Origin of the sequence: Parafrigoribacterium humi (genome assembly GCF_040227205.1) — a bacterium.
Lineage (GTDB): Bacteria > Actinomycetota > Actinomycetes > Actinomycetales > Microbacteriaceae > Parafrigoribacterium_A > Parafrigoribacterium_A humi.
The window spans coordinates 115,183-142,178 of the sequence record NZ_JBELOA010000001.1 but is presented as its reverse complement, the minus strand read 5'-3'; the positions used below and the strand labels follow the sequence as shown (position 1 = coordinate 142,178).

Sequence of the window (26,996 nt, the reverse complement as noted above, 5' to 3'; positions counted from 1 at the left end):
TTCAGCGACAGCATTGACGCGGAAGCGAAATGAGGACACTATTCTTAGTCAGGTGACTGGGACAACTGACCCACTTCGCTGAACTGATCAGCAGACCGATCAGCAGACCGACGGATACGACCCAAGAACACGAGACCGCAATGACGCGATTGTCCTCTGACGCACGACGCGCCGCCATCGTGCGCGCCGCCGTCCGGGTGATTGCCAGGGAAGGTCTCGCCGCAGCCACGACCCGCGCGATCGCCGCAGAGGCACGGATGCCGCTGGCCAGCTTCCACTACGCGTTCCGCTCTCGAGACGACATGATCCGCGAACTCGTCTCCTTCGTGGTCGACGAGGAGCGGCTCGTCATCCTGGCCTCGCTTCGGCCCGGCGCGGACGCCCGCTCGGCTATCCGGGCCGGCATCCAGGCGTACTTCGATCTCGTCGTCTCCGATCCTGGTCGCGAGCAGGCGATGTTCGAGCTGTTTCACTACGCGCTGCGCACGCCGGCCCTGTCAGACCTCCCGCGCCACCAATACGACAGCTACCACCGCGTGGTCACCGAGGTGCTTCTGGCCGGCGCGCAGCACGCGGGTATCGAGTGGACGATCCCCCTCGCCGACCTCGCACGCCTGGCCGTCGCACTCACCGACGGACTCACTCTCAGCTGGCTTGCCGACCGTGACGACGCGGCAGCCGCGAGGCTCATGGACTCGATCGCGGATGCCCTGGCCGCGTTTGCGCGCTCGACCGCGCACCTGCGCCCCGCAGCAGAACTGCCCACCCCATCCGAGCGCCACCCGAGCACGATCGAGGAGCACAGCGCATGACCTCACCCCAGCCCCAGACAGAGACCGGAGCACCAGCCGCGCTCGCCGAACCGGATCGCGCGGTCACGAGCAGATGGATCACGGTCTTCGCGACTGCCTGGCTCGGCATCTGGATGGCACAGCTCGCGCCCGTGCAGCTCCTGCTGCCCAACCAGGTCTCCGCGCAGATCCGCAGCAGCTCCTGGGTCGACAACGTCGTCGCCTTCGGCGTCATCTCCGGAATCGCCGGCGTCTGCGCCCTCGTCGCCTACCCGCTCACCGGCGCGCTCTCGGACCGCACGACCTCCCGCTTCGGCAGGCGGCGGCCCTGGATCCTCGGTGGCGCACTGCTTTTTGCCCTCGCGCTGGTCCTGCTCGGTCTCCAGCACAGCCTCGTCGGGGTCGGTGTCTTCTGGTCGCTCGCGCTCATCGGTTTCTGTGTGCTCACCGCGGCGCTCACTGCCACGATCTCCGACCAGGTTCCCGTGAACCAGCGCGGCTACGTCTCGGGCTGGATCTCGGCGCCCCAGGCGATCGGCACCGTGCTGGGCGTGATGCTCGTCACGACTGTCATCACCGGACAGCTCGCCGGGTACACGGTGCTCGCCGTGCTGCTCGTGCTCCTGGTGCTGCCGTTCGCGCTCTGGACCCCGGATGCCGTGCTCAGTAAAGAGGACCGCGAACCGCTCGGCCTCAGGAGCCTCATCGAGGGGTTCTGGATCAGTCCGCGCCGCTACCCGGACTTCGGCTGGACGTTGCTCAGCCGTATTCTGGTCAATCTCGGCAACGCCTTCGGCACGACGATGCTGCTCTACTTCCTGCAGTTCGGGCTGAATGACAAGAACGCAGAAGACGACCTGCTCGTGCTGATCCTCATCTACATGGCGTTCGTCGTGCTCGCCTCCCTCTTCCTCGGCAAGCTCTCGGATCGCCTCGGCCGACGCAAGATGTTCGTCTTCACGGCGTCCGCGCTGCAGGCGGTCGCGGCGTTGCTGCTTGCCCTCGTGCCCGACCTTGGCGTCGCCATGGTCGCAGCCGGGCTGCTCGGGCTCGGCTACGGATGCTTCCTCTCGGTCGACCAGGCGCTTGCGACCCAGGTGCTCCCCGCCGCCCAGAACCGCGGAAAGGATCTCGGCATCATGAACATCGCCACCGCGGTTCCCCAGGCGCTCGCGCCGCTGCTCGGGGCGTTCATCGTCGCTGTGCTCGTCGGCTTCCAGGGGTTGTTCATCCTCGCGGCGGTCACCACCGTTCTCGGCGCTCTCGCCGTGCTCCCCATCAGATCGGTTCGCTGATGGTCATCGCCCTCACTCCCCAGACGAACGCCCCCTGGCATGAGCCCTCACGCTATTGGCCCGGGCTCACCGCCGCGACCGCGGACTACGACCCGCCCTACGGCGTGATCTCGCTGCAGGCGCTCGCGGCCAATGCCCACAGCATGCTGGAGCGGGCATCCGGCACGACCATCCGCGTCGCCAGTAAGTCTGTGCGGGTGCGCGCGGTCATCGATGCCGTGCTCGCCCTGCCCGGTTTCAGTGGCATCCTTGCCTACACGCTTGCGGAGGGGCTCTGGCTCGCCGAGGATCACGATGACGTCGTGGTTGCTTACCCTACGGCCGATCGCGCCGCCCTCCGCAGGCTCGCCAGCGATGAGAAGCTCGCCTCGCGCGTCGCCATCATGGTCGACTCGGTCGAGCAGCTCGACTTCATGGATGCCGTGGTGCCGCCGGGCAGGCGCGCCGAGATCCGCGTCGCCCTCGAACTCGACGCAAGCCTGGAGTCCAGGCTTCTCGGACACCTGGGCACCTACCGCTCACCGCTGTTCACCCCGGCGGATGCCCGAGCCTTCGCAGAGACGATCGCGAAACGCCCCGGCTTCCGCCTGGTCGGCATGATGGCCTACGAGGGGCAGATCGCCGGAACCGTGGACCGGCCGGAGGGCAAGCCCGCGATGGGCGCGATCGTGCGCTGGATGCAGAAGCAGTCCGCGCGCGAGCTCGCGGTGCGCAGGGCCGAGGCCGTCGCGACCGTGCGGGAGGTCGCCGAGCTCGAGTTCGTCAACGGCGGGGGAACGGGGTCGCTCGAGACGACGAGCGCCGAAGAGGCCGTGACCGAGATCGGCGCGGGCAGCGGCCTGTTCGGCCCGCACCTCTTCGATCACTACACGAGGTTCTCCCCGGCCCCCGCGGCGGCGTTCGCCCTCTCGGTGGTGCGCAAGCCCACTCCGCAGATGGCGACCCTGCACGGCGGCGGCTGGATCGCATCCGGCCCTCCCGCGATCGATCGACTGCCGGTCATCGCCTGGCCGGAGGGACTCACAATGGTCGCCAGGGAAATGGCGGGTGAGGTGCAGACGCCGGTCACCGGTGCGAACGCGGCGGCGCTCAGGGTGGGCGATCGCGCGTGGCTTCGGCACACCAAGGCGGGGGAACTGGCCGAGCACCTCGACGAGTTCCTGCTCGTCGACGACGACCGGGTCGTGGATCGACTGCCGACCTATCGAGGAGAGGGAAAGGTCTTTCTGTGACAGCGGAGGAGCTGACGGTCTTCGAACACGGGAGACGATGGCGCAACTGGGGGCGGTCCGAGAGCATTCGGCCCTTCGGCGTCGCCCGCCCGACGAGCGCGGATGAGGTCGTCGCGATCGTGCGTCAGGCGCGCGAGTTGGGGATGGGAGTGAAGACCGTCGGGGCTGGGCACAGCTTTACCGGTATCGCGGTGGCCCCGGGAATCCAGCTCGAGCTCTCGGGGCTCAGCGGGCTGCTCGGCGTCGACGCCGCGGCCGGGCGGGTGCGGCTCGCAGCCGGAACCCACCTTTACGACATTCCGGCGCTGCTGGCACCGCACGGCCTCGCCATGGAGAACCTCGGCGACATCGACCGCCAGACCATCAGCGGCGCGACCTCCACGGGAACCCACGGCACCGGCGCGGCTTTTCGCGGGCTCGCCGCCCAGATCGTCGCGGTCACCCTCGTCACCGCCGAAGGCACGCTGCTCACGGTCAGCGAGACCGAGAACGCCGAGCTTCTTCCCGCCGCACGTCTCGGACTCGGTGCCCTCGGCATCCTCGTCGACATCACGCTCCAGTGCGTCCCCGCCTTCGTGCTCCAGGCGAGGGAGCGACCGGAACCCCTCGAGGGCGTGCTCGAGAGCTTCGGCGCGAGGGTCGAGGCGGTCGATCACTTCGAGTTCTACTGGTTTCCGCACACCGACACGGCGCTCACCAAGACCAACACCCGGATGCCCGCGGACGCCGAACGGCATCCGCTCGGCATCGTCGAGGAGTGGATGGATGACCGGGTCGTCTCGAACACGCTTCTGGCCGCCATCTGCACCCTCGGCCGTGTCATGCCCGCCGTCACACCGCCGATCAACCGGCTCGCGACCCGCCTCACGGGCAATCGTGACTTCACCGACACCTCAACCGAGGTGTTCGTCTCGCCGCGCAGGGTGCGTTTCACAGAGATGGAATACGCCCTTCCCCGGGAGGCCGTCCCCGAGGCACTGCGCGAAGTACGCGCCCTGATCGAGAATCGCGGGTGGCGCATCTCGTTCCCGATCGAGGTGCGGGCAGCGGCACCGGACGAACTGTGGCTCTCCACGGCGTCGGACAGGCCGAGCGGCTACATCGCGGTCCATCGCTACTTCCGCGAGGACCATCACGAGTATTTCCGCGCGGTCGAGCAGATCATGCGCGGTCACGAGGGCAGACCGCACTGGGGCAAGATCCACTACCAGGATGCCGCCTCGCTCTCCGCGCTCTACCCGCATCACAAGGACTTCGTCGCCGTGCGGGATCGCCTCGACCCCGACCGGGTCTTCACGAACCCCTACCTGGATCGCGTGCTCGGAGCGTGAGCGAGCCGCGCGCGGTGAGCCTTCCAGCCGACTTCACGGTGGGCGTGGCGACCGCCGCGTTCCAGATCGAGGGAGCGGTGCGCGAGGGCGGTCGTGGCGCATCCACCTGGGACACCTTCATGGCCCAGCCCGGCCGCATCCAGGACGGCAGCACCGCCCAGATCGCGGACGACCACTATCACCGCTACCGTGACGATGTCGCCCTCATGCGCGAGCTGGGCGTGGACTCGTACCGGTTCTCGATCGGATGGCCGCGCGTTCAACCCACGGGAACGGGCGCCGCGAAGCGCGAAGGCCTCGCCTTCTATGACCGGCTGATCGACGAGCTGCTGGCCGCGGGCATCCGACCCATGGCGACGCTCTACCATTGGGACACACCCGAGCCGCTGCAGCGGGCAGGCGGCTGGATGAACCGAGACACCGCCTACCGTCTCGCCGACTATGCCTCGCTCGCGGGCGAAGCGTTCGGCGACCGCGTGGATGCCTGGGTCACCATCAACGAGCCGACCACCGTGACGCTGAATGGCTACGGGCTCGGGCTCCATGCACCGGGGGAGGAACTGCTCTTCGACGCGCTCCCGAGTGCGCATCATCAGCTCCTGGGCCACGGACTCGCGCTGCAGGCGCTCCGCGCCGCGGGCGTGCGTGGTGGCATCGGTATCTCGAACGTGCACTCGCCGGTCGTTCCGGCCTCACGCAACCCGTTCGACCGGCTGTTCGCGCGCGTGTTCGATCTGCTGCACAACCGGATCTTCGCCGACCCCGTGCTGCTCGGCCGCTACCCGACACCGCCGTTCGGCGCTCGCGGGCTGTTCCGGTTTCTGCGCGAGGTCGACCCGGCCGACCTCGCGATCATCTCGCAGCCGTTGGAGTTCTACGGCCTCAATTACTACATGCCCACGCGCATCCGAGCCGGCGCAGCAAGGGATGTGTCCACACCGGATGGCGACGCGGCAGCGATGCGCGGGGTGCCGTTCTCGCTCGCGCCGTGGCCCGAGTTCGATCAGACCGGGTTCGGCTGGCCGATTGCGCCCGGGTACCTCACGGTGGCCCTGCGAGAGCTCGCCGAGCGCTACGGCGATGCGCTACCGCCCGTGTACATCACTGAGGGCGGCGCGAGTTTCGCCGATGAGAGAGCCTCCGATGGCAGCGTCAACGATGCCGCTCGCCTCGCCTATCTCGCCGATCACCTCGCCGCGGCTGTGGCCGGTGTCCCGGGTATCGACCTGCGCGGGTATTACGTGTGGTCGCTGCTCGACAACTGGGAGTGGGCGGCCGGTTTCGGCCAGCGGTTCGGGCTCGTGCACGTCGATTTCGACACCCTCCAGCGCACGCCCAAGGCCTCCTTCCGTTGGCTGCAGCGGCTGCTCGCTGCACGGTAGTCCTCCGCGCAAACGAGGGGTGGTGCTGGGCAACGACCATGAGTTGACCTTGAGCTTCATGCGCGGTGAGTGAGAGTGACTGATCGCTTGGTTATAGTGGTCACACAAGTGGCACAAGGCCCGAAGGAGCCCGCAGCATGGATCTACTCGTCGTCGTCGGAATTATTGTCCTGATCGTCGTCATCGTCGGCATCTATCTGTGGAGCACATACAACGGGCTCGTTCGTCTCAACGTGCGCGTGGACGAGGCGTGGAGCGACATCACAGTGCAGCTCAAGCGCCGTGCCGACCTCATCCCGAACCTCATCGAGAGCGTCAAGGGCTATGCGGCGCACGAAAGAGGAGTCTTCGAGGCGGTCACCAAAGCGCGCGCCGAAACGATCAGCGCCAGCACTCCGGCGGATGCCGCGGTCGCCGAGAACCACATGCAGTCCGCCCTGAAGAGCATCTTCGCCGTCGCAGAGGCCTACCCGCAGCTGCAGGCGAACCAGAACTTCCTGCAGTTGCAGGGCGAGCTCGTCGACACCGAGGACAAGATCCAGGCGTCACGTCGCTTCTACAACGGCGGCGTGCGCGAGCTCAACACCAAGATCAAGACCTTCCCGAACACGCTCTTCGTGCGCGGCCTCGGCTTCACCGAGCGCGACTTCTTCGAGGTGGCGGATTCCGCCGCCATCGCAGAGCCGCCGCGCGTGCAGTTCTGACCCTCCTACGCTGGTCGAATAGCGGGCGCCAGCGAGCGTATCGAGACCATCCCGGCGTTGTGACAGCAGGAATCCATGTATAGAGCCATAGCGAAGAACAAGCGCAACACCGTCTTCATCATCCTGCTGTTCATCGTGATCATCGGTGCGCTCGGGTGGCTGGCGGGCTACGTCTACAAGAGCTGGACGATCACGATCGCCACGCTCGTCATCGCCACGGTCTACGCGGTCATCCAGTACTTTGCGGCATCGAGGCTCGCCGTCTCGATGGCCGGTGGGCAGGAGATCCAGAAGGCGGACAATCCCCGGCTGTACCGCATCGTCGAGAACCTGGCGATCACCGACGGAATTCCGATGCCGCGGGTGTTCATCGTGGGTGACCCTGCGCCGAACGCCTTCGCGACAGGGCGTGACCCGCAGCACGCGATCGTCGCGGCCACGACCGGTCTGCTCGATCTCATGGACGACGCGGAGCTCGAGGGCGTCATGGCCCACGAGATGGGCCACGTGCAGAACTACGACACCCGCGTCTCGATGATCGTGTTCGGGCTCGTGGTGGCGGTGGGTTTCATCGCCGACATGTTTGTGCGTCTGGCCTTCTTCGGTGGCGGTCGCAACCGCAACAACAGCGGCGGCAACCCGATCGTGCTGATCTTCGGAATCGTGGCGATGATCGTTGCGCCGCTCGTGGCCGCGGTCGTGCAGGCGGCAATCTCTCGCCAGCGCGAGTACCTCGCGGATGCCACGAGCGCGATGACCACCCGCAACCCCGATGAACTGGCGAGCGCGCTCGCGAAGCTCGGCCAGTACGGCAGGCCGATGCAGCGCCAGAACTCCACCATGTCACACCTGTGGATCTCCGACCCGAACAAGCCCGGCATGATGAGCCGCCTGTTCAGCACCCACCCGCCGCTCGAGGACCGCATCGCACGGCTGCACAAGATCGGCGGCGAGTTCTAGTACTCGCTACCCGCTGGTTACTCGCGGGTCAGAGTGACCCCGAGCTCCGCTGCGGCGGCCCCGGCGAGCGTGCCCCGGTCCATGACCTCGATCTCGCCGAGCCCCTGCCACGCCGCGGTCTGGCGCAGCAGCGGCGCGAGACGCGCGGCGGTCTCGCTCTCGCTGAGCGCAGCATCCGCTTCTCTCCACGCAGCCTGCACCCGTAGAACCCCGTTCTGGCGGTCGCTCTTGAGGTCGACGCGGCCCACGAGGCGGTCGTCGATGAGCAGTGGCAGCACGTAGTAGCCGAACACCCGCTTGGGCTTCGGCGTATAGATCTCGATACGGTAGTGAAATCCGAACAGGCGCTCCGCCCGTGCCCGCTCCCACACCACGGGGTCGAACGGGGAGAGCAGGGCCGCGGTCTCGATCCTGCGCGGCGCGCGGGCATCCCGGTGCAGGTAGGCGCCCTGTTTCCAGCCGGGCACCGTCACGGGCAGCAATTCCCCTTCATCGACCAGTTCCTGGATGGCGGGTATCGCCTGCGCACGCTTCAGCCGGAAGTAGTCGGCGAGATCGGATGCCGTGCCGATGCCGTGCGCACGGGCCGCGTGGGCGAGGAGCTGCTTTCGCGCCTCGTGCGGCGCCACCTCGCGCCGCAGCACCTCCGCGGGCAGCACCTGCTCCGGGAGCGCGTAGGTGCGCTCGAAGCGGCTGCGTCCTCCGCTGACCACCTCGCCCCAGCGGAACAGCACCTCGAGGCCGGTCTTGACCTCCGACCACCCCCACCACGGCCCGCTGCGCTTGTTGGCGTCGTGCTCGATCGCGCTCGCGGGCAGCGGCCCCTTGTCGGCGAGCTCGGCCAGCAGCCAGTCCATCATCGGGCGATTGGCTGCGGACCAGTGGCCGTCGTCTCGGGCTGCGAGATCACGGAAGTCCCGCATCCTCCAGCGCAGCAGCGGCCAGGTCTCGATCGGAATGACCGCGGCCTCGTGCGCCCAGTACTCGATGAAGCGGCCCTTTTTGGCGAAGGTCAGCCGATCGAGCTGTGCCTTGTCGTACGCCCCGAGCCGCGCGAACACGGGCAGGTAGTGGCTGCGCTCGAACACGTTCACGGAGTCGAGCTGCAGAAGCCCCAGGCGCCCGATAAGCGAGCCGAGCTGCCGGATGCCGGGGTTCGGTTGCGCGGGCCGCCCCAGCCCCTGCGCCGCCAGCGCGATGCGCCGAGCCTGTGCTGCCGAGACCTGCGCTGCCGTTGGTGAGGTGGGCGAAATGCGTATGACCATCGTCTCGACCCTAGCCGCAGCATCCGACACTCGTCAGTCTCAGACATTCCCTCACGGGTATATTCCAGTGAGCGTATGCCGGTGGCGCATAGACTGAACCGGTGGTGTTGGGCAGAGCGAAGCGCGGTGGTCCGAAGGTCGCTGCGCGCGCTCGGTCGCTCGCCTCAGATCCGATCGGTGATTCAGTCCCCCGTGGAGTGAGAATCGCCGGGGCCTGGTCCTGGCGCATCCTCGTGATCGTCGCGGTCATCGCGCTCTTCGGATACCTGGTCGTGCAACTGCGCGACATTGTCGTCCCCCTCATGGTTGCGCTTCTGCTGGCCGCACTTCTCGTTCCCCTGGTGCAGTTTCTGCTTCGGCATCACTGGCCGAAATGGCTCGCGGTCGCCCTCGCCGAGATCGGCCTGATCGCGGTCGTCGCCGGCCTCGTCGTGCTCGTCGTGCTGCAGGTGCGTAGCGGGTTCTCCGACCTCCAGCAACAGAGCATCGTCGCATACGACCAGTTCAAGACCTTCCTGCTCGATTCTCCACTCCATCTCACCGACGCCGACATCACGGGGTACCTGAACCAGGCCGGTGAGGCACTCCAGCGAGACAGCCAGGTGCTGCTCACCGGCGCGCTCTCCGTCGGGTCCTCCGCCGGCCGCTTCCTCGCCGGAGTGCTGCTCACACTCTTCGCCACGCTCTTCATCCTCATCGACGGCCCGCGGATCTGGCGCTGGGTGGTCCGCCTCTTCCCGCGTAAGGCACGCCCGGCGGTAGACGGCGCCGGTCGCGCCGGATGGGTGACTCTGACGAGCTTCGTGCGAGTGCAGATCCTCGTGGCCTTTGTGGATGCCGTCGGCATCGGGCTCGGTGCCTGGGTGCTCGGCCTCGTCTTCGGCGGATTCCCGCTCGTCATCCCCATCGCCGTGGCGGTCTTCCTCGGATCGTTCGTTCCCGTCGTCGGCGCCGTGTTCACGGGCATCCTCGCCGTCTTCATCGCGCTCATCTACATCAACCCGCTCGCCGCCGTGATCATGCTCGGCATCGTGATCGCTGTGCAGCAGATCGAGGGCCACGTGCTGCAACCGCTCGTGATGGGCAGCGCCGTGAGGGTGCATCCCCTCGCCGTGGTCTTCGCCGTGGCGGCCGGTGGATTCCTCGCGGGCATCCCCGGAGCCCTCTTCGCCGTCCCCGTGGTCGCCGTGGTGAACGTCGTCGTCACCTACATTGCGCGCGGACAGTGGCGCACCTCTCCTGATTTCACTCCAAAGGATGTTTCGCACAATGCCTGAGAACACAGTCGTCGGCCCGACCCTGGCCGACTTTGCGTCGGCGAGGGAGACCGTCTCCCGGGTCGCGCGTGTCACGCCGATGGAGAGCTCGCTCTTTCTCTCCGAGGTGCTCGGCTCATCCGTGTATCTCAAGTGCGAGAGCCTGCAACGCACGGGCTCGTACAAGATCCGCGGTGCGTACAACCGACTCTCCCGGTTGAGTGACGAGGAACGTGCGCGGGGCGTCGTCGCGGCCTCCGCTGGTAACCACGCCCAGGGCGTTGCGCTCGCGGCACGTGAGCTCGGCATCAAGTCGACGATCTTCATGCCGGTCGGTGTCGCACTGCCCAAGCTCCAGGCCACCCGCCGATACGGAGCGGAGGTGGTCCTGCGCGGCCATACGGTCGACGAGCCGCTGCGCGCTGCCGCCCAGTTCGCCGAGTCCACCGGCGCAGTGCTCATCCCACCCTTCGACCATCCGGATGTCGTGGCCGGCCAGGGCACGCTGGGTCTCGAGATCCTCGACCAGGTGCCGAACCTCGACACCGTGGTCGTTCCGATCGGCGGTGGCGGACTCATCTCCGGGGTGGCGAGCGTGCTCAAGCAGACCTTCACCGCCCAGAGGCGAACCCTGCGAGTCGTCGGAGTGCAGGCGGAGAACGCCGCGTCGTATCCTCCTTCGCTGAGCGCGGGGGAGCCGATGGACATCACGATCCAGCCGACGATCGCCGACGGCATCGCCGTGAGCAGGCCGGGGAAACTCAACTTCGACATCATCAGCACCATGGTCGACGAGGTCGTCACGGTGAGCGACGACGACATCGCCCGCGCGCTTCTCGTGCTGCTCGAACGCGCGAAGCTCGTCGTCGAACCGGCCGGTGCCGTCTCGGTCGCGGCCATCCTCACGGGGCTCGTGCAGAACTCCGGAACGACCGTGGCCATCCTGAGCGGCGGCAACATCGACCCGCTCGTGATGGAGCGTGTCATCTCCCGCGGTCTCGCGGCATCCGACCGCTACCTCAAGCTGCGGCTCATGCTCCCCGACCGGCCTGGCCAGCTCGCACGCGTCGCCGAACTGATCTCGGAGGCGAACGCCAACGTCGTCGAGGTGCTGCACACCCGCCACGGCCGCAACGCGTTGATCAGCGAGGTCGAGTTGGAGCTCAGCATCGAGACGAGGGGCCCTGAGCACGTCGAACGCGTGCTCGGGCACCTCACCGATGCGGGCTATGAACCTCGGATCGACTCGGAGTCTGCGGGGTCCACCCAGTAAACGGGCCGTTCAGCGGGTCGGGCGCTCAGTACTCGTAGGGCGCGACCTTGAGGATCTCGACCGGGATCTCCTTGCCGTTCGGCGCCGTGTAGCTCGTCTTCGTGCCGACCTTGAGGCCGAGGATGGCCGTTCCGAGGGGGCTGCCCTCGCTGTAGACGTCGAGGTCGATGTCTTCGTCGACGATCTCGCGGCTTCCGAGCAGGAAGGTGCTCTCGTCTCCGAGGATGGTCGCGGTCACCACGGTTCCAGGCTGCACGACATCCGTATCGGTGGGCGCTTCGCCCACGGTCGCGTGGCGCAGCAGTTCGGTCAGCACGCGGATGCGCGCCTCCATCTTGCCCTGCTCCTCCTTGGCCGCGTGGTAGCCGCCGTTCTCCTTGAGGTCGCCCTCTTCGCGCGCCGCTTCGATTCGTTTAGCGATCTCGATGCGACCTTCGCCCTCGAGCTGTTCGAGCTCTGCCGTACGACGATCGAAAGCCTCCTGAGTAAGCCAGGTTTCGACTGATGCATTGGACACAGTGCACTCCTCACAGAAGGGCCGGTGTATCTCCAGGCCCTTGCGCTAAAGAAATGAGACCGGCCGATCGGCCGGTCTCTGGGATTCGCACCAGCTTAGGTCAGCCAGCAGCGGTATATCAAGCCGGTCACACCGAGTTCAGAGCTTCGCACCACGTCTGTGAACGCGCGAGTCGTGGCCGTGGATGCGGGAATGTCGACGATCTTCCAGCCCACGATCGCGTGTGCCTCGTTCTCCACCTCGAGCGCGCAGGACGCGGTCGAACCCGGCGGCATCGACACCTGGTAGCTCACGCTGACGCTGCGGTCGTTCAGGATCTTGTGACCGATATCCGTGGAGTCCAGGCCGCCACTGGAGAGGTCGAGGCCGGCCCAGATCACCCAGGCTCCGACGACCACCGCGACGAACGCGGCCACGGAGATCGCGATCCACCTGTCACGCCTGCGCTTGCCGGCGCTGCGGCCGTACCGGGCGTCGAGTGCGGTGCTGGCGGCGGTGGCCGGGGCGTCGCCGGTGGCGGTCATCCGTGTTTCCGATCCCTGGGTGCGGTTAGTCTTATTACCCAAGGCTATTCGTAATCTCTAGGAGTCCGGTGACACTGCGCCTGCTTGCCGTTCACGCCCATCCCGACGACGAGTCGAGCAAGGGCGCGGGCAGTTATGCCTACTACCGCAGCATCGGTGCCGAGGTCATGGTCGTCAGCTGCACGGGCGGTGAACGCGGCGACGTGCAGAACGAAGCGCTCGAGGCCCGGGCGATGGCCGAGCGCGACATGGCGGGGCTTCGGCGTATCGAGATGGCCCGCGCGCAGCAGATCCTCGGGATCGAGCATCGGTGGCTCGGCTACGTCGACTCCGGCCTGCCGGAGGCGGGCGACGAGGTGCCGGCGAACTCGTTCTCGCTCATTCCGCTGGAGTACTCCGCCGCACCGCTCGTCAAGCTCATTCGCGAGTTCCGGCCGCAGGTTCTCGTGACCTACGACGAGAACGGCGGCTACCCGCATCCAGACCACATCCGCACCCACGAGCTGAGCATGTACGCCTTCGAGGCGGCGGCAGACGCCACGCGTTATCCGGAGTTCGGTGAGCCGTGGCAGATCAGCAAGGTCTACTACGACCGTATGTTCACGCCGGATCGCTTCCAGAGCATCTATGACGAACTCGTCGCCACAGAGCCTGACTCGCCTCTCCTCGTGCGACTGGCCGAATTGCGCACGCGGTTCGCGGATCGCCCGGCACAGGAGGCCACCACGAGCGTCAACGTCGGCGCATTCTTCGAGCACCGGGATGACGCGCTGCGGTCGCACGCGAGCCAGGTTCCGCCAGACAGTGATTTCTTCTTCTGGCCCAACGACCTGCAGCGCAGGGCCTGGCCGTACGAGAGCTTCCAGCTGGCGGTCTCGCTCGTGGAGTCCGAACTGCCGGAGTCGGACTTGTTCGCCGGAATTGCCGACGACGAAGCAGTGCAGGAGGCACGCGCGTGAGTGTTTTTGAGTGGGTCATGGCTGTGACGCCCGCGCCCGATAAAGACTTCGACCCGACCACGGTCACCCCGACCTGGGTGGGATTCGCGGTGACGTTCCTCGTTGCCGTGGCCACTGTGCTCCTCATCATGGACATGGTCCGGCGCATCCGCAGGGTGCGGTATCGCGCGGAGGTGCTCGAGAAACTCGAGGTCGAGCGAGCGAGTGCCGCGGCACAGGGGCACGACGTCCAATCCTGAGCGGATTCGGTCACCCACAGGCGGCTCACGAAGCCTAGTGTGGAGACATGAGCACCATCGAGTCGTACCAACCCACCACTCATTTCTTCCGCGAATTATCCGATATTCCTGAACGCACGGAAGAAGCCACGGGTACGGTTCTCGATACGCACAATCGTGCTCTCCGCGACATGCGGATCTCGGTGACCGATCGCTGCAATTTCCGCTGCGTCTATTGCATGCCGAAGGAGATCTTCGGCCGTGACTACATGTTCATGGAGCGGGATGAGCTGCTGAGCTTCGACGAGATCACGCGCCTCGTGCGCATTGCGGCGGCCCACGGCGTGCAGAAGATCCGTCTCACCGGAGGGGAGCCGCTGCTGCGCAAGGGCATCGAAAAGCTCATCGAGATGCTCACCAAGATCACGACGGTCGACGGCAAGAAGCTCGACATCGCGCTCACCACGAACGGGTCTGCGCTCGCCTTCAAGGCGCAGTCGCTCAAGGACGCAGGCCTCGATCGGGTCACGGTCTCGGTCGACTCGCTCGATGACGCGACCTTCCGCAAGATGAACGATGTGGACTTCCCGCTGGAGAAGGTGCTGCACGGTATCGATGTCGCCCACGAGGTGGGGCTCGGGCCGATCAAGCTCAACATGGTCGTCAAGCGCGGCCAGAACGACCAGGACATCGTCTCCATGGCGCGCCACTTCAAGGAGACTCCCTACGTGCTGCGCTTCATCGAGTACATGGATGTCGGATCGAGCAACGGCTGGCGCATGGACGATGTCGTGCCGTCCGCCGAGGTGATCCGCCAGATCAACGAGGTGTTCCCGCTCGAGGAGGTCGCACCGAACTACACAGGTGAGGTGTCCTCCCGGTGGCGCTACCGCGACGGCAGCGGCGAGATCGGTGTCATCTCGAGCGTGACGCAGTCGTTCTGCAGCACCTGCACTCGCGTGCGCATCTCGACCGAGGGGCAGCTCTACACCTGCCTGTTCGCCACCGGCGGCCACGACCTGCGCGCCCTCATGCGCGGCGGATGCACCGACGAGCAGCTCTCCACCGTCATGGCCCACATCTGGCGGGAGCGCACCGATCGCTACTCCGACCTGCGCACCGCGGCGACGGCGGGCAGGCTTCGCGCGACGGGCAAGAAGATCGAGATGTCGTACATTGGCGGCTGAGAAGCTGAGATACACGAGAAGCTGAAGGGCACGGGAGACTGACATGAATGTGACGGTGCGGTACTTCGCCGCGGCAGCCGAAGCGGCTGGCCGCGAAGAGGAGGTGCTCGACGTCGTGGCGTCCGACGGCCGACCGGCGACGATTGCGGAGCTCAAGGCCGTGCTCGAGGATCGCTACGGCTCGGATATGACGCGCGTGCTCGCATCCGGCTCGTTCCTGGTCGACGAGGTCGTTCGTCGTGACCCGCAGTTTCCGCTGGCCGCTCGCGTGGACGTGCTGCCGCCCTTCGCCGGGGGCTAGTCTTCGGCTGGTCTTCGCCGGGGTCAGAGCCCGACCCACTCCGAGACGCCGTCGGTGAACCACTGGCGCTTCCAGATCGGAATGGTGTGCTTGATCGCCTCGACGAGCTCTTCGCAGGCGTCGAACGCCTCCTTGCGGTGGGATGCCGCCGCGACCGCGAACAGCGCGACCTCCCCGATGTGCAGCGCTCCGATCCGGTGCGCCGCGGCCACCCTCAGGCCGGTCGTGCTCGCGACCTGCGCGCAGCACTCCTCGATCACGCGCTGCGCACTCGGATGCGCCTGGTAGTCGAGCGAGCGGATGCTCCGGCCGTGATCGTGGTTGCGCACGATTCCCGAGAACGAGACGAGTGCCCCGGCCGTGGGGCCGACCACCCACTCGCGCAGCGCGGCCTCATCGATGGCCTCGTCCGTGACGATGGCGAGCGGCGTGTCCATGGTGTGAGTATCTCCCGTGAGTGACTCGTCGAGGGTGGTCAATACCGCGCCAGACTCGTGTCGACGGTGCTCGCATAGGCGTCGATGCCGCCCTCGAGCCAGCGGACGTTGGTGATGCCGTGCTTCAACAGCACGTCGGCCGCGTGCCGGGACCGACTGTCGTAGTGGCAGTAGACCACGACGGGAACGTCCCGGCGCACCTGGTCGAGCGCGCCCTCGATCGTGCCGAGCGGGATCAGCTTCGAGCCCGCGATAGCGGCGATTCTCGCCTCGAAGGGTTCGCGCACGTCGATCAGCTGCATCGCCCTGCCCTCGCTGAGCCAGCGTGCGAGTTCGGCAGGCTCCGCCGAGACGCGCTCATCCGTGGTCGCGGGTTTCGTCGCCGGGCCGCGACCGCAGAACAGTTCGTAGTCGATGAGCTCGGTGACGGGGGCGGCATCCGGGATCTCCTTGTAGCCGATCTCCCGAAAGCGTCCGCTCAACGCGTCATAGGTGGTGACCCGACCGATGAGCGGCTCGCCGATCCCCGCGATGAGCTTGATCGCCTCGCTCGCCATGATGGAACCGATGATCGCGCACACCGTCGGAAGCACGCCGCCGACGGCACAGGAGAGCGCGTCGGCGGGATCCGGTGGCGTGGGGAACAGGTCGCGATAGCTCGGTCCGTGGCCGGTATAGACCACGCCGGCCTGGCCGCTGTAGCGCAGGATCGCACCCCACACAACGGGTTTGCCCGAGAGGGCCGCCGCGTCGTTGACGAGATACCTCGTGGCGAAGTTGTCGCTGCCGTCGAGCACGAGGTCGTAGTCGGCGAACAGATCGAGCGCGTTGCTCGAGTCCAGCCAGACCTTGTGTGGCTGCACGACCGTCTGCGGATCGATCTCCGCCACGGTCCTCGCGATGGAGTCGACCTTGTCTGCGCCGAGGTCGCTCATCCCGTGCGAGACCTGGCGGTGCAGGTTCGACAGCTCGACGACATCCGTGTCGATGATCCCGATGGTTCCGATGCCCGCGGAGGCCAGGTAGGGGATGCTCGCGCTGCCCAGTCCGCCCGCGCCGACAATGAGCACGCGCGCCGCTGCGAGCCGACGCTGGGCGGTCTCGTCGAAGCCCGGCATCGCCAATTGCCTGCCGTAGCGGGCCAGCCGCTCCGGGGAGAGGGCAGGCCCAGGATCAACTACCGCCGTCACACTGGTCATGGTGTTTTCATCCTAACCGCGCCCCTCGGATAAAGCGGATGTGCTTGCGGTTAAGTGTGGTTGCTGCTAGGCCTGAACCGTGACAAGAATTACGGCTCGACGACGAGTCACCCGCATCAAGCTGGGTGAAAACTCTGTGGTGCAAGAAGATCTCCTGGCGGTCGAAGAGCCTCTCGAGATCCGGGTCGGGGGTCATCCTCTGGTGGTCACGATGCGCACTCCGGGTCATGACTACGACCTGGCAGCCGGCTTCCTCGTGTCCGAGGGAGTGATCTCGCTCGGCGAGCACTTCGCCACGGCGCGCTACTGCGCCGGTGCCACGGCCGACGGTGAGAACACCTACAACGTCCTGGATGTCACGCTCGCTCCGGGCGTCGCGGCCCCCGATCCGAGCCTCGAGCGCTCGTTCTACACGACGAGTTCCTGCGGGCTGTGCGGCAAGGCGAGCATCGATGCGGTTCGCACGCAGTCCGCGTACGACGTCTCGACTGACGGCCTGCGCGTCGATGCCGAGCTGCTCAGCACCTTCCCCGACAGGCTGCGCGAGCAGCAGGCCGTGTTCGAGAAGACGGGCGGCCTGCACGCAGCGGCGCTGTTCGACGGCACCACGGGCGAACTGCTCGTGCTTCGCGAAGACGTCGGCCGCCACAACGCCGTGGACAAGGTCGTCGGCTGGGCGGTCAAGGAGGATCGGCTTCCCCTGACCGGCACGGTGCTCATGGTCTCGGGCCGGGCGAGCCTCGAACTCATGCAGAAGGCGGCGATGGCGGGCATCCCGGTGCTCGCCGCGGTATCCGCTCCCTCCTCGCTCGCGGCGGAACTCGCCACGGAGCTCGGGATGACTCTGGTCGGCTTCCTGCGCGGAAGGTCGATGGTGGTTTACTCCGGCGGCGAGCGCGTCGTCGAAGCAATGGAGATGGTGAAAGAAGGTACCGCAGCATGACTGGAAAAGCTCCGGTTCAGGACATCAATGAAGATGCCACCGAGATGGAGGTTGGATCGCCGAAGGACTGGGCAGCAGGCGTACCGGGTGTGACGCACTCGATGGGCCCGGCGTTCAAGGAGATGGGTGTCGGTCGCAGTATGACGCTCATGACCGACATGAACCAGAAGGACGGCTTCGACTGCATGAGCTGTGCGTGGCCGGACCCCGACCATCGCAAGACCTTCGAATTCTGCGAGAACGGCGCGAAGGCCGTGACCTGGGAGGCAACGCCCGTCACGATCCCGACCTCGTTCTGGGCAGAGAACTCCATCACGAGCCTGTGGGACAAGTCCGAGTACTGGCTCGGCATGCAGGGCCGCCTGATCGAGCCCCTCTACAAGCCCAAGGGCAAGGACAACTACGAGCCGATCAGCTGGGACAACGCCTTCGGAATCATCGGTGATCGACTGAAGGCACTCGACAGCCCGGATGAGGCGACGTTCTACACGAGCGGTCGCACCGCCAACGAGACGGCATTCATCTACCAACTGCTCGCGCGATCGTTCGGCACGAACAACCTCCCGGACTGCTCGAACATGTGTCACGAGTCCACGGGTAAGGCCATGGGCCAGGTCATCGGCATCGGCAAGAACACGATCGCCTACAAGGACTTCGCCAAGGCCGACCTCATCATCATCATGGGCCAGAACCCCGGCACGAACCACCCCAGGATGCTCACGGCGCTGGAAGAGGCGAAGGAGGCCGGGGCGGAGATCGTCGCGGTCAACCCGCTGCTGGAAGCCGGACTGATCCGCTACAAGAACCCGCAGAGGGTCAAGGGCATCATCGGCCACGGCACGGGCCTCGCCGACCAGTACCTGCAGATCCGCGCCGGTGGTGACGGCTGGCTCATGAAGGCGATCTCCAAGCGTGTCTTCGAGGCCGAGGCAGCGAACCCGGGCACAGTGCTCGACCACAAATTCCTCGACGAGCACTGCATGGGGCTCGAGGAGTTCCGGGCGAGCCTTGAGAACCTCGATCACGAGATGGTTCTCCGGGCGACGGGCCTCACGACCGCCGAGATCGATGAGTTGGCAGACCGCTACCTCAAGGCAGACAACGTCATCATCACCTGGGCGATGGGCCTGACGCAGCACAAGGACGCCGTCTCCATCATCAAGGAGGTCATGAACCTCCTGTTGCTGCGTGGCAACATCGGCAAGCCGGGCTCCGGCGCATCCCCGATCCGCGGGCACAGCAACGTGCAGGGTGACCGCACGATGGGAATCTGGGAGCAGATGCCCCCGGCGTTCCTCGATGCCCTCCAGAGGGAGTTCAACTTCAACCCGCCGCGCGAGAACGGTGTGGATGCCGTGCAGGCGATCGAGGCGCTGCTCTCGGGCAAGACCAAGGTCTGGATCGGCATGGGCGGAAACCTCGTCTCTGCCGTGTCAGACACGAGGGCCGCCGAGGCGGGCTTCCGCAAGGTTGGGCTCAACGTGCAGATCTCGACCAAGCTCAACCGCAATCACCTCACGGTGGGCGACGAAGCGCTGATCCTGCCCGTGCTCGGACGCACCGACATCGACATGCAGAAGTCCGGACCGCAGATGCTCACGGTCGAGGACTCCGTCTGCGCGATCCACGCGACGCGCGGCAAGGTCAAGCCGATGTCTGACCTGATGAAGTCCGAGATCTCGGTCGTCGTCGGAATCGCGCGTCAGCTCGGTGGCGAGGTCGCGAAGATCAACTGGACGGGGTTCGAGGAGAACTACGACACCATTCGCGATCACATCGAGCACGTCATCAAGGGATTCGACAACTTCAACGAGCGGCTCAAGAAGGACAACGGGTTCATCCTGCCCCATGGGCCGCGCGACTCCCGCACCTTCACCACGCCGACGGGCAAGGCGATGATCACGGTCAACGAACTCGAATACATCGTGTGCCCTCCCGGGCGCCTGCTGCTGCAGTCGATGCGAGCCCACGACCAGTTCAACACGACCATCTACAGCCTGAATGACCGGTACCGCGGTATCAAGAAGAGCCGCAAGGTGATCTTCGTGCACCCGGACGACCTGGCCGTACTCGGCGTGAAGGACGGCGACATCGTCGACGTGCACAGCGAGTTCACCGACAATGTGGATCGCGTCATCCGTAACTTCAAGGTCGTCGGGTTCCCGACCTCCCGCGGCTGCGCAGCGACCTACTTCCCCGAGGGCAACCCCCTCGTACCGCTCGGATTCACCGCGGACGGGAGCAACACTCCCGCATCCAAGTCGGTCGTCATCCGTTTCGAACCGCCAGCCCTCCCCGAGGGTGACCTGGCAGATCTGGTCACCGGCGCCAAAGTCAGCGCGTAGCGACCGGACGAGGTGTTCTCCGATGAGGTGCGAAGCACCCCGTCGAGTAAGGTCGTGCTCCCATCCGGGACGCGGCCAGTATCGAGGAAAATAAGGAGAGGTATGTCGCAATCAGCTACAACTGGCGTAGCCGGCTCGTCACACAGTCCCACTCGAGGCAGATGGGGGATCGTCATTGCGGCGCTGTTGCTGCAGTTCTCCATCGGTGCCGTATACGCGTGGAGCGTTTTCAGCTCCGCGCTCAAGAAGCCCGATGCCATGAACCTCAGCAGTTCCGAGGCTTCACTGACGTTCACGGTGACGATCGGAATGATCTTCATCGGAACGTACATCGGCGGTCGAGTCCAGGATCGGACGGGGCCGCGACCCGTGGCCCTGATCGGCGGCATCGTGTACGCGCTCGGATGCATCGTGGCATCCTTCGCGACCTCGCACGACAGTTCGCAGCTCTGGCTGCTGGTGCTCGGCTACGGGGTGATCAGCGGGTTCGGACTCGGATTCGCATACATCGTTCCGATCGCGATGCTGCAGAAGTGGTTCCCGGACCATCGTGGACTCATCACGGGGCTCGCGGTGGCCGGATTCGGCTTCGGAGCGGTGCTCACGGCACCGGTCGCGCAGTGGCTCATCGCCATGACGCCGACCGAGCCGAACCGCGCCTTCCTGCCGCTCGGCATCGGATATCTCGTGCTCGCCGTCGTCGGTGCGTCGTTCTTCCGGAACCCGCCCGCCGGCTACACGGTTCCCGGCTGGACGCCCGCAACGACCGGACGCATCCGGGACAGCGCGAAGCAGTTCACCGAGCGGGAGGCACTGCGCACGTACCAGTGGTACCTGCTGGCGGCGATCCTGACCCTGAACGTCACCGTGGGAATTGCGCTCATCGCGCAGGCCTCCGGCACCGCTCAGACCGTCGCGGGATATTCGGTGGAGGAGGCCGCGGCACTCGTGGGCATCCTCGCGCTGTTCAACGGAGGCGGTCGTATCTTCTGGGCCTGGATCTCAGGGTTCTCGGGGCGCATGACCGCCTTCGGCCTGATGCTCGGACTCCAGGGGGTCTGTCTGCTGCTGATACCGCACACGTCGAACGCGATCCTGTTCTTCATCCTCGCGGCGATCGTGTACCTCTGCTACGGCGGTGGATTCGGCACGATGCCGGCCACGGCGGGTGACTTCTTCGGGGTCAAGCACGCGGGCGCCATCTATGGCCTGATGATCATCGGATGGAGCCTCGGCGGCATCATCGGGCCGCCGATCATCGCCGCGCTCATCGGCGAAGTCAAGAACTACACGCTCGGCTACACGGTGATCGGGATCATTGCACTGGTCTCGCTCATCCTGCCGATCATCACCAGGGCTCCCAAGGCGATGGCCGCAGGACCCACGACGAGCGCCAGGGATGACGCCGTCGAGGGCGATCTGGTGTCGTGAGGTAGTCAGCTCGAGCTGGTGAAGGCCAGCACGACACAGAAGCGACGTCACGAAGGTGTGGCGTCGCTTCTGTGTTCTCTTCGTCGGTGTGCCCGTCACCAGGGGAGCGGGATCGTCTCCACGTCCTCACCTTCCGCGGCGCCGGGAGAGGGGGCGATGAGCACTCCATCGGCCTCGGCGAGACCGCGCAGCATCCCGGAGCCGAACCATTGGCTCTTCACAGCCACGCCATCGCGCAGGCGGTAGGGGAGAAGTCGCACGAGACCCGGCCTGCCGGTGAGCTCTCGCCCGGTGGTGACGGACCCGAGCACGGGCTCGGGCAGACCGGCGAGGCCGGCGATGAGCGGCTGTGCGAGCGTGAGCAGGCCGATCATCGCGGCGAGCGGATTGCCGGGGAGGCAGACGAGGAATCGGCCATCGGGAAGCTCGGCGAGCAGACTGGGTCCGCCCGGTCGCATGGCGACGCCCTCGATGTGGGTCGTCGCGCCGAGCTCCGCGAGCGCCGCGTGCAGGTGATCGACGTCCGAGCCGCCGGTGCCCCCCGTCGTGATGACGAGGTCGGCATCCGGGTTCGCGATGATCGCCGCGACCAGCAGCTCCAGGTTGTCGGGCAGGCGCGTGCTTGCCGTGACCTCTCCTCCGAGGAGTGCGATGAACGAGGGCAACTGCGGGCCGAAGCTGTCACGCACGTGACCGGGCTCCGGGATGCCGCTCGTCACGACCTCGTCCCCCGTGAGAACGAGGCTCACGCTGGGCCTCGGGAGCACGGACACCTCGTCATGGCCACAGACCGCGGCCACGGCGATGTGCGCCGGGTTCAACACGGTGCCCGCGTGGATGACCGTGTCGGATGCCGTCACCTCTTCCCCGGCCGGGCGCACGTGTTCGTCCGTCGCGGGTTCGTCTGCCCGGGCATCCGCATTTCGATCGAGCAGCACCACGCCGCCCTCGGTGCGCACCGCGCCGTGTTCGCTGCGGAGCACGCCCACCGCGTTCGGCGGAATGAGGCCACCCGTGACGATCGTGCGGGCCTGCCCGCTCTCCAGCGGAGCGCTCGCCACGCCATTGCCGTCGAGGAGGCGCCACGGCGGTGCTCCGGCCACGGCCCAGCCGTCCATAGCGGACGAGGCGTAGTGCGGCACGTCGCACAGGGCACTGACGTCGCTCGCCGCGACCCGGCCCACGGCCTCACTGAGTGGCACGGATACCGCAGCGAGTGGTCGCGCCGCACGGAAGCTCTCCCGTCGCGCGGCGTGCCACTGTGACCTAGGCATCGGTTGACGCGGAATTCATTGCCTCGCGGGCGAGCTGGAAGCCCGCGTCCGCCGCGGCCGTGAACGCTTCTGCCGGGGTCGCCTTCCCCGACCCGGCGGCGATGCCTGCGGCGTACCCCACGATGAAGGTCGTCAGCGGCGCCGCGGGGCGCATGACCGCGTGGGCCGCGCGCCCGGCGAGGCCGAGCACCGTCTTCAGGTCGACCTCGAGTTCCGGCACGCCGGTCGCTTCAGCGACCTTCGCGCACCACTGGCGCAGTTCCTCGTCTTCCCGGGCACGCTGTGCGTTCTGGGTGCCCTGCTCGTTGTTCGTCATTTTTTGCTCCTTTGCAGTGGTCTGGGTGGGGGAGTGGCTCGTGGTTTCGATGGCGGGGTTCTCGATGCCCCAGCGGGCGGCGTCCGCCCAGGTATCGACATCCGCGCTCGCCTCGTCCGGCACGACGATCTCGCGCAGGTCGAGCGGGCGGATGAGGTGGAACACCGAGAGCCCCTCGAGCGTGCCGCGCTCGCGCTGGGCGGCCACCGCGGCCGTGAGGGACTCTGTGCGGTAGGCGGCGAGAAGCGGTTGGAGGCGGCCGGCGGAATCGACAGCGATGAGACCGTCCCGAAGTGCTTCCGTCTCCCGGGCCCGGTCGAGGAGAAGTGGCAGCGCGGCTCCGACACCCGGCATGTCGCAGGCGAGCACCACGGTGACGGCAGCGGGTTCCGTGCCGGTCGCGCCGAGTCGCTTGAGACCTGCGCCGATCGCGGCCGCGGGGCCCGCGAACGCCGGTTCCTCCCTCGTCACCAGCACCTCGGCGGGGAGCGACTGCGCGGTCACGTCGCCGACGACGACGGTGGTGCGCACGGCAGAGAGCGCGGCGACCGTGTTCTCGAGCAGGGTGCGTGTTCGATAGCTGAGGCGCGCCTTGGGAACGGACCCCAGGCGCGTAGAGCGCCCACCGGCAAGAACGAGCGCATCGATGAGCACTTCTACACTCTATCCACGGGGTGTGCCGACGCGGCACTGCGATCACTCAGCGTGCGACGGCTCAGCTGGTGACATACGTCGCCTCGACGGAGATGGATGCGCCGGCGAACAGGCGAGAGATCGGGCAGAGCGCCGCGGCCTCGTCGACGAGGCTCTGGAAGCCAGCGGCATCCGTTCCGGGAACGTCGCCCTTGACCGTGATCACGGCCGACACGATGGTCGGCTTGCCATCGGCTTCGGCGAGGGTGACGGTGGAGCCGACGGTGAGGGTGTTCGGAGTGAGCTCGTGGTTGCCCAGGGTGAGTGCGAGCGCCATCGAGAAACAGGAGGAGTGGGCCGCTGCCGCGAGCTCCTCCGGGCTGGTCTTGCCGCCGGGTTGCTCGGTGCGCGATGCCCAGGTGACGGGCAGGTTGTCGAGCGCTCCGCTCGTGCCGTGGAGTGTTCCCGATCCACTGGCCAGTGCGCCGGACCAGACCGTTTCAACCGTGCGTTCTGCGATGCTCATTGCTGTCTCCTTGTTAGCCGAAATGCCCGGTTCGCAGTCTGCTTCCGGGGTCGAACCTGAATCGAGCGAACGAATTAAGACTATCACCGACCTTTTTAAGCTACAGAGGGTGGGGTGTTGTTGCTAGGCTCAAAAACATGGTTCACCCACCTGCTGATGACACCCTGTATCCGGCTCCTGACAAGGGGTATTCGACCTCGTCGGCAAGCGCGAGTTTCCGCCACGAATTGGACACGCGCAACCACACGAAGGTCGGCGAAGACTGGGCTGGAGGTGTTGAGCCGCAGTACGGTGTCGCGCCGCGAATACGCGTGGGTCGCAACAAGTGGTTCAACCTCCTGTGGCTCATCCCGATCGGCGTCGCCCTGCTGATCATCGGCATCGCGGTGGCGAAGGGCCTGCGCGAGATGCCCGCCATCCAGGATTTCATCAAGACCTATCCGGGCACCTCGGAGCAGCCGGCCAACACCCCCGTCGGATTCCCGGCGTGGCTCGGCTGGCAGCACTTCCTCAACGCCTTCTTCATGATCTTCATCATCCGCTCGGGCGTCACGATCCTCGCCGACCACCCGCGCCTCTACCTCACCAGGCACTCGACGCCCGGTAAGGACTGGTTCCGGATGCAGAAGCCGGTTCCCGCAGACCCGCTGTACACGGCAAAGAGGGATTCCCTCACGCTGCCGGACGGCGTCGGCCTGCCTGGGCGTCGCCACTCGATCGGTCTCGCCCGCTGGTGGCACCTCGGGATCGACACCCTGTGGCTGGCCAACGGCATCATCTTCTTCGTGCTGCTGTTCGTCACCGGGCAGTGGATGCGGCTGGTGCCGATGCACTGGGACGTCATCCCGAACGCGATCTCGGTCGCCATCCAGTACCTGTCGCTGAACTGGCCGCTTGAAACCGGCTGGGTCGTCTACAACAGCCTGCAGCTGATCGCCTACTTCGTCACGGTGTTCATCGCGGCCCCGCTCGCGCTCATCACCGGACTCGGGATGTCCCCGGCGCTGTCGACGAGATTCCGCAGGATCAGCTCGGTGTTCAGCATCCAGGTGGCGCGCTCGTTCCACTTCGCCATCCTGTGCTGGTTCGTCGTGTTCATCATCGTTCACGTCGCGCTTGTGCTCACCACGGGTGCGCTGCGCAACCTGAACCACATGTTCGCTGCGCGCGACGACGAAAGCTGGGTCGGCTTCTGGGTCTTCATGGTGTCCCTCATCGTGATGATCGTGGCGTGGGTGGCGGCGACCCCGCTCACCTACCGCTTCCCGCGCAAGGTGCAGAAGGTCGGCTACGCCCTCATCGGACCGGCGCAGCGCCTGTTCGAGCACCTCGACGCGAAGCCGGGTCAGTACAGCGAGAAGGACATCTCGCCGTACTTCTGGCACAACGGTGCATACCCGGCCGACGAGGAGTTCGAGAAGCTGCGCGCGGACAACTTCGCCAGTTACCGCCTGCGCATCAACGGTCTCGTCGAGAACCCCGTCGAGCTCGACCTCTCCCAGTTGCGCGCACTCGCGCACCACGAGCAGATCACCCAGCACTTCTGCATCCAGGGCTGGTCTGGCGTGGCCAAGTGGGGCGGCGTCTCGATGTCGAACATCCTTGACCTGGTGAAGCCAAAGCCCGAGGCGAAGTGGGTCATCTTCTACTCCTACGCGCCCGGCCCCGACGGCGGCCTGTACTACGACGCGCAACCGATCGAGCAGATGCGCTACCCGCTGACCATGCTCGCGTACGAGATGAACGACGAGGACCTCTCCTTCGGGCACGGCGCTCCGCTGCGCCTGCGCAACGAGGTGCAGCTCGGCTTCAAGATGGTCAAGTGGATCAAGGGCGTCGAGTTCGTCGAGCACTTCTCCGAGGTCGGTGGTGGCCAGGGTGGGTACAACAACGACCATGAGTTCTTCGGATACAGCCAGTCGATCTGATCAGTACCCTTCGAACTCCTCGGTGCGGATGTCGTTCTCGTCGATGCCCGCCGCGACGAGCGCGATCTTCATGGGCCCAACCATGTCGACCGGGCCACACAGGTAGAAGATCGGGCTGCTCAGGTCGTCGAGGTGTCGAGACAGCATCGCCGCGGTGATGTGACCCGTTTCGTCGTGCCAGCCCTCGTCGGTCGACTCCGGTGCGGTCATCGTCGCCACGAGCGTGACCTTCGGGCTGGCGTCGGCCACCCGGGTGAGTTCTTCGAGGAACGGAGCCTCGACGGGCCTGCGGTTCGAGTAGAACAACCTGATATCGGGGCCGGTGTCGTCCCGCACCGACTGCAGGATCATGCTGCGGACCGGAGTTATCCCGATGCCGCCCGTGAGAAAAACAGCGGGTCGCCCGGCGACGGTGTTGAGGGTGAACAGACCATACGGAGCGTCCAACTCGAGCTCTGTACCCAGCGGCATATCGCGCAGGACGCGCTTGAAGGCCGTGTCGCGCATCCGTGTCGTGGCCATCAGGAAAGGCTCGTAGGGAGCGCTCGATAACGAGAAGGTGCGAGTGTCGCCCTCTGCGTCGGTCTCTGGCGGGTCAAGCAGCGTGTAGTTGGCGAACTGGCCCGCCCGATACTCGAAGCCCTCCGGCTTGCTGAAGCGGAACGACACGGTGCCGAGTGCGACCTCCTCTTTGGCGAGGAGGGTCACTCTCGGAAGCGCGCGGGACTCTGCCACTGTGGTGCCTTTCTGGAACTTTGTGGTTCCAGTA

The 26,996-nt window shown here is 66.3% G+C and carries 26 protein-coding genes; 17 read left to right on the top strand and 9 right to left on the bottom strand.

Translation table 11 applies throughout. The features are described from left to right. The first annotated feature begins 140 nt into the window (after positions 1–140). The 7 genes from ABUA28_RS00665 to ABUA28_RS00635 all read left to right on the top strand — a co-directional run bounded on the left by ABUA28_RS00665 (position 141) and on the right by ABUA28_RS00635 (position 7,695). Positions 141–812: a TetR/AcrR family transcriptional regulator gene (locus ABUA28_RS00665; RefSeq protein WP_349901821.1), complete on the top strand. Its 672-nt coding sequence runs from the start codon at positions 141–143 to the stop codon at positions 810–812. Then, positions 809–2,086: an MFS transporter gene (locus ABUA28_RS00660; protein WP_349901820.1), complete on the top strand. Its 1,278-nt coding sequence runs from the start codon at positions 809–811 to the stop codon at positions 2,084–2,086. The genes ABUA28_RS00665 and ABUA28_RS00660 overlap by 4 nt, the downstream gene beginning before the upstream one ends. Further along, entirely contained in the window at positions 2,086–3,318 is a 1,233-nt protein-coding gene (locus ABUA28_RS00655; RefSeq protein WP_349901818.1) for an alanine racemase, read from the top strand. Before ABUA28_RS00660 ends, ABUA28_RS00655 begins: the two co-directional genes overlap by 1 nt. Continuing rightward, a complete protein-coding gene (locus tag ABUA28_RS00650; protein WP_349901816.1) occupies positions 3,315–4,649 on the top strand; it encodes a D-arabinono-1,4-lactone oxidase in 1,335 nt (444 codons plus the stop codon). The genes ABUA28_RS00655 and ABUA28_RS00650 overlap by 4 nt, the downstream gene beginning before the upstream one ends. Positions 4,650–4,663: 14 nt before the next feature. Beyond that, positions 4,664–6,031, top strand: coding sequence for a GH1 family beta-glucosidase (locus ABUA28_RS00645; RefSeq protein WP_349901815.1), 1,368 nt, complete (start codon positions 4,664–4,666; stop codon positions 6,029–6,031). 137 nt (positions 6,032–6,168) lie between these two features. Next, entirely contained in the window at positions 6,169–6,735 is a 567-nt protein-coding gene (locus ABUA28_RS00640) for a LemA family protein (RefSeq protein ID WP_349901813.1), read from the top strand. A gap of 75 nt (positions 6,736–6,810) precedes the next feature. After that, on the top strand, positions 6,811–7,695 hold the full coding sequence (locus ABUA28_RS00635; protein WP_349901812.1) for a M48 family metalloprotease: 885 nt from the start codon (positions 6,811–6,813) through the stop codon (positions 7,693–7,695). Positions 7,696–7,712: 17 nt separating this feature from the next. On the opposite strand, the gene ABUA28_RS00630 is transcribed toward ABUA28_RS00635, so the two are convergent. Further along, a complete protein-coding gene (locus tag ABUA28_RS00630; RefSeq protein WP_349901810.1) occupies positions 7,713–8,960 on the bottom strand; it encodes a winged helix-turn-helix domain-containing protein in 1,248 nt (415 codons plus the stop codon). Positions 8,961–9,061: 101 nt separating this feature from the next. Between ABUA28_RS00630 and ABUA28_RS00625 the strand changes: the two genes are divergently transcribed. Beyond that, entirely contained in the window at positions 9,062–10,237 is a 1,176-nt protein-coding gene (locus ABUA28_RS00625; protein WP_349901809.1) for an AI-2E family transporter, read from the top strand. Continuing rightward, entirely contained in the window at positions 10,230–11,489 is a 1,260-nt protein-coding gene (ilvA, locus tag ABUA28_RS00620; RefSeq protein WP_349901808.1) for a threonine ammonia-lyase, read from the top strand. The genes ABUA28_RS00625 and ilvA overlap by 8 nt, the downstream gene beginning before the upstream one ends. 25 nt (positions 11,490–11,514) lie before the next feature. Here ilvA and greA read toward each other — a convergent pair whose 3' ends face one another. Together greA and ABUA28_RS00610 are read right to left on the bottom strand one after the other, a co-directional pair. Continuing rightward, positions 11,515–12,006 carry a transcription elongation factor GreA gene (gene greA, locus ABUA28_RS00615; RefSeq protein ID WP_349901806.1) on the bottom strand — a complete coding sequence of 164 codons (492 nt, stop codon included), beginning with the start codon at positions 12,004–12,006 and terminating at the stop codon, positions 11,515–11,517. A gap of 95 nt (positions 12,007–12,101) precedes the next feature. Beyond that, entirely contained in the window at positions 12,102–12,530 is a 429-nt protein-coding gene (locus ABUA28_RS00610; RefSeq protein WP_349901805.1) for a DUF4307 domain-containing protein, read from the bottom strand. Between the two features lie 68 nt (positions 12,531–12,598). Here ABUA28_RS00610 and mca point away from each other — a divergent pair, with 68 nt between their 5' ends. The 4 genes from mca to ABUA28_RS00590 are packed head-to-tail and all read left to right on the top strand — an operon-like array spanning position 12,599 to position 15,195. Beyond that, on the top strand, positions 12,599–13,489 hold the full coding sequence (mca, locus tag ABUA28_RS00605; protein WP_349901804.1) for a mycothiol conjugate amidase Mca: 891 nt from the start codon (positions 12,599–12,601) through the stop codon (positions 13,487–13,489). Further along, on the top strand, positions 13,486–13,728 hold the full coding sequence (locus ABUA28_RS00600) for a hypothetical protein (protein ID WP_349901802.1): 243 nt from the start codon (positions 13,486–13,488) through the stop codon (positions 13,726–13,728). The genes mca and ABUA28_RS00600 overlap by 4 nt, the downstream gene beginning before the upstream one ends. A gap of 47 nt (positions 13,729–13,775) precedes the next feature. Beyond that, positions 13,776–14,894, top strand: coding sequence for a GTP 3',8-cyclase MoaA (gene moaA / locus ABUA28_RS00595; RefSeq protein ID WP_349901801.1), 1,119 nt, complete (start codon positions 13,776–13,778; stop codon positions 14,892–14,894). 43 nt (positions 14,895–14,937) lie between these two features. Further along, the gene (locus ABUA28_RS00590; RefSeq protein ID WP_349901799.1) at positions 14,938–15,195 is read left to right on the top strand and encodes a MoaD/ThiS family protein; all 258 of its coding nucleotides are present in this window, start codon (positions 14,938–14,940) and stop codon (positions 15,193–15,195) included. A 23-nt stretch (positions 15,196–15,218) separates the two neighbouring features. Here ABUA28_RS00590 and ABUA28_RS00585 read toward each other — a convergent pair whose 3' ends face one another. Together ABUA28_RS00585 and ABUA28_RS00580 are read right to left on the bottom strand one after the other, a co-directional pair. Continuing rightward, a complete protein-coding gene (locus ABUA28_RS00585) occupies positions 15,219–15,632 on the bottom strand; it encodes a molybdenum cofactor biosynthesis protein MoaE (protein WP_349901797.1) in 414 nt (137 codons plus the stop codon). 38 nt (positions 15,633–15,670) lie between these two features. Then, complete coding sequence (locus ABUA28_RS00580; protein ID WP_349901796.1) at positions 15,671–16,831, bottom strand: ThiF family adenylyltransferase; 1,161 nt, start codon at positions 16,829–16,831, stop codon at positions 15,671–15,673. A gap of 79 nt (positions 16,832–16,910) precedes the next feature. On the opposite strand from ABUA28_RS00580, the gene fdhD reads away from it, so the two are divergent. The 3 genes from fdhD to ABUA28_RS00565 all read left to right on the top strand — a co-directional run bounded on the left by fdhD (position 16,911) and on the right by ABUA28_RS00565 (position 21,550). Next, on the top strand, positions 16,911–17,774 hold the full coding sequence (fdhD, locus tag ABUA28_RS00575) for a formate dehydrogenase accessory sulfurtransferase FdhD (RefSeq protein ID WP_349901795.1): 864 nt from the start codon (positions 16,911–16,913) through the stop codon (positions 17,772–17,774). Then, positions 17,771–20,119: an FdhF/YdeP family oxidoreductase gene (locus ABUA28_RS00570; RefSeq protein WP_349901794.1), complete on the top strand. Its 2,349-nt coding sequence runs from the start codon at positions 17,771–17,773 to the stop codon at positions 20,117–20,119. The genes fdhD and ABUA28_RS00570 overlap by 4 nt, the downstream gene beginning before the upstream one ends. Positions 20,120–20,221: 102 nt before the next feature. Next, positions 20,222–21,550 (top strand): L-lactate MFS transporter, encoded by a 1,329-nt coding sequence (locus tag ABUA28_RS00565; protein ID WP_349901793.1) that lies wholly within the window; start codon positions 20,222–20,224, stop codon positions 21,548–21,550. Positions 21,551–21,645: 95 nt separating this feature from the next. Here ABUA28_RS00565 and ABUA28_RS00560 read toward each other — a convergent pair whose 3' ends face one another. The 3 genes from ABUA28_RS00560 to ABUA28_RS00550 form a co-directional block, all read right to left on the bottom strand. Then, positions 21,646–22,824, bottom strand: coding sequence for a molybdopterin molybdotransferase MoeA (locus tag ABUA28_RS00560; protein WP_349901792.1), 1,179 nt, complete (start codon positions 22,822–22,824; stop codon positions 21,646–21,648). Continuing rightward, on the bottom strand, positions 22,817–23,794 hold the full coding sequence (locus tag ABUA28_RS00555; protein ID WP_349901791.1) for an NTP transferase domain-containing protein: 978 nt from the start codon (positions 23,792–23,794) through the stop codon (positions 22,817–22,819). Before ABUA28_RS00555 ends, ABUA28_RS00560 begins: the two co-directional genes overlap by 8 nt. Positions 23,795–23,855: 61 nt before the next feature. Beyond that, positions 23,856–24,299, bottom strand: coding sequence for an OsmC family peroxiredoxin (locus tag ABUA28_RS00550; protein ID WP_349901790.1), 444 nt, complete (start codon positions 24,297–24,299; stop codon positions 23,856–23,858). Positions 24,300–24,436: 137 nt separating this feature from the next. Here ABUA28_RS00550 and ABUA28_RS00545 point away from each other — a divergent pair, with 137 nt between their 5' ends. Next, positions 24,437–26,227 carry a molybdopterin-dependent oxidoreductase gene (locus ABUA28_RS00545; RefSeq protein ID WP_349901789.1) on the top strand — a complete coding sequence of 597 codons (1,791 nt, stop codon included), beginning with the start codon at positions 24,437–24,439 and terminating at the stop codon, positions 26,225–26,227. On the opposite strand, the gene ABUA28_RS00540 is transcribed toward ABUA28_RS00545, so the two are convergent. Further along, positions 26,228–26,962, bottom strand: a complete 735-nt coding sequence (locus tag ABUA28_RS00540; protein ID WP_349901788.1) for a ferredoxin--NADP reductase — start codon at positions 26,960–26,962, stop codon at positions 26,228–26,230. Positions 26,963–26,996 lie beyond the last annotated feature (34 nt).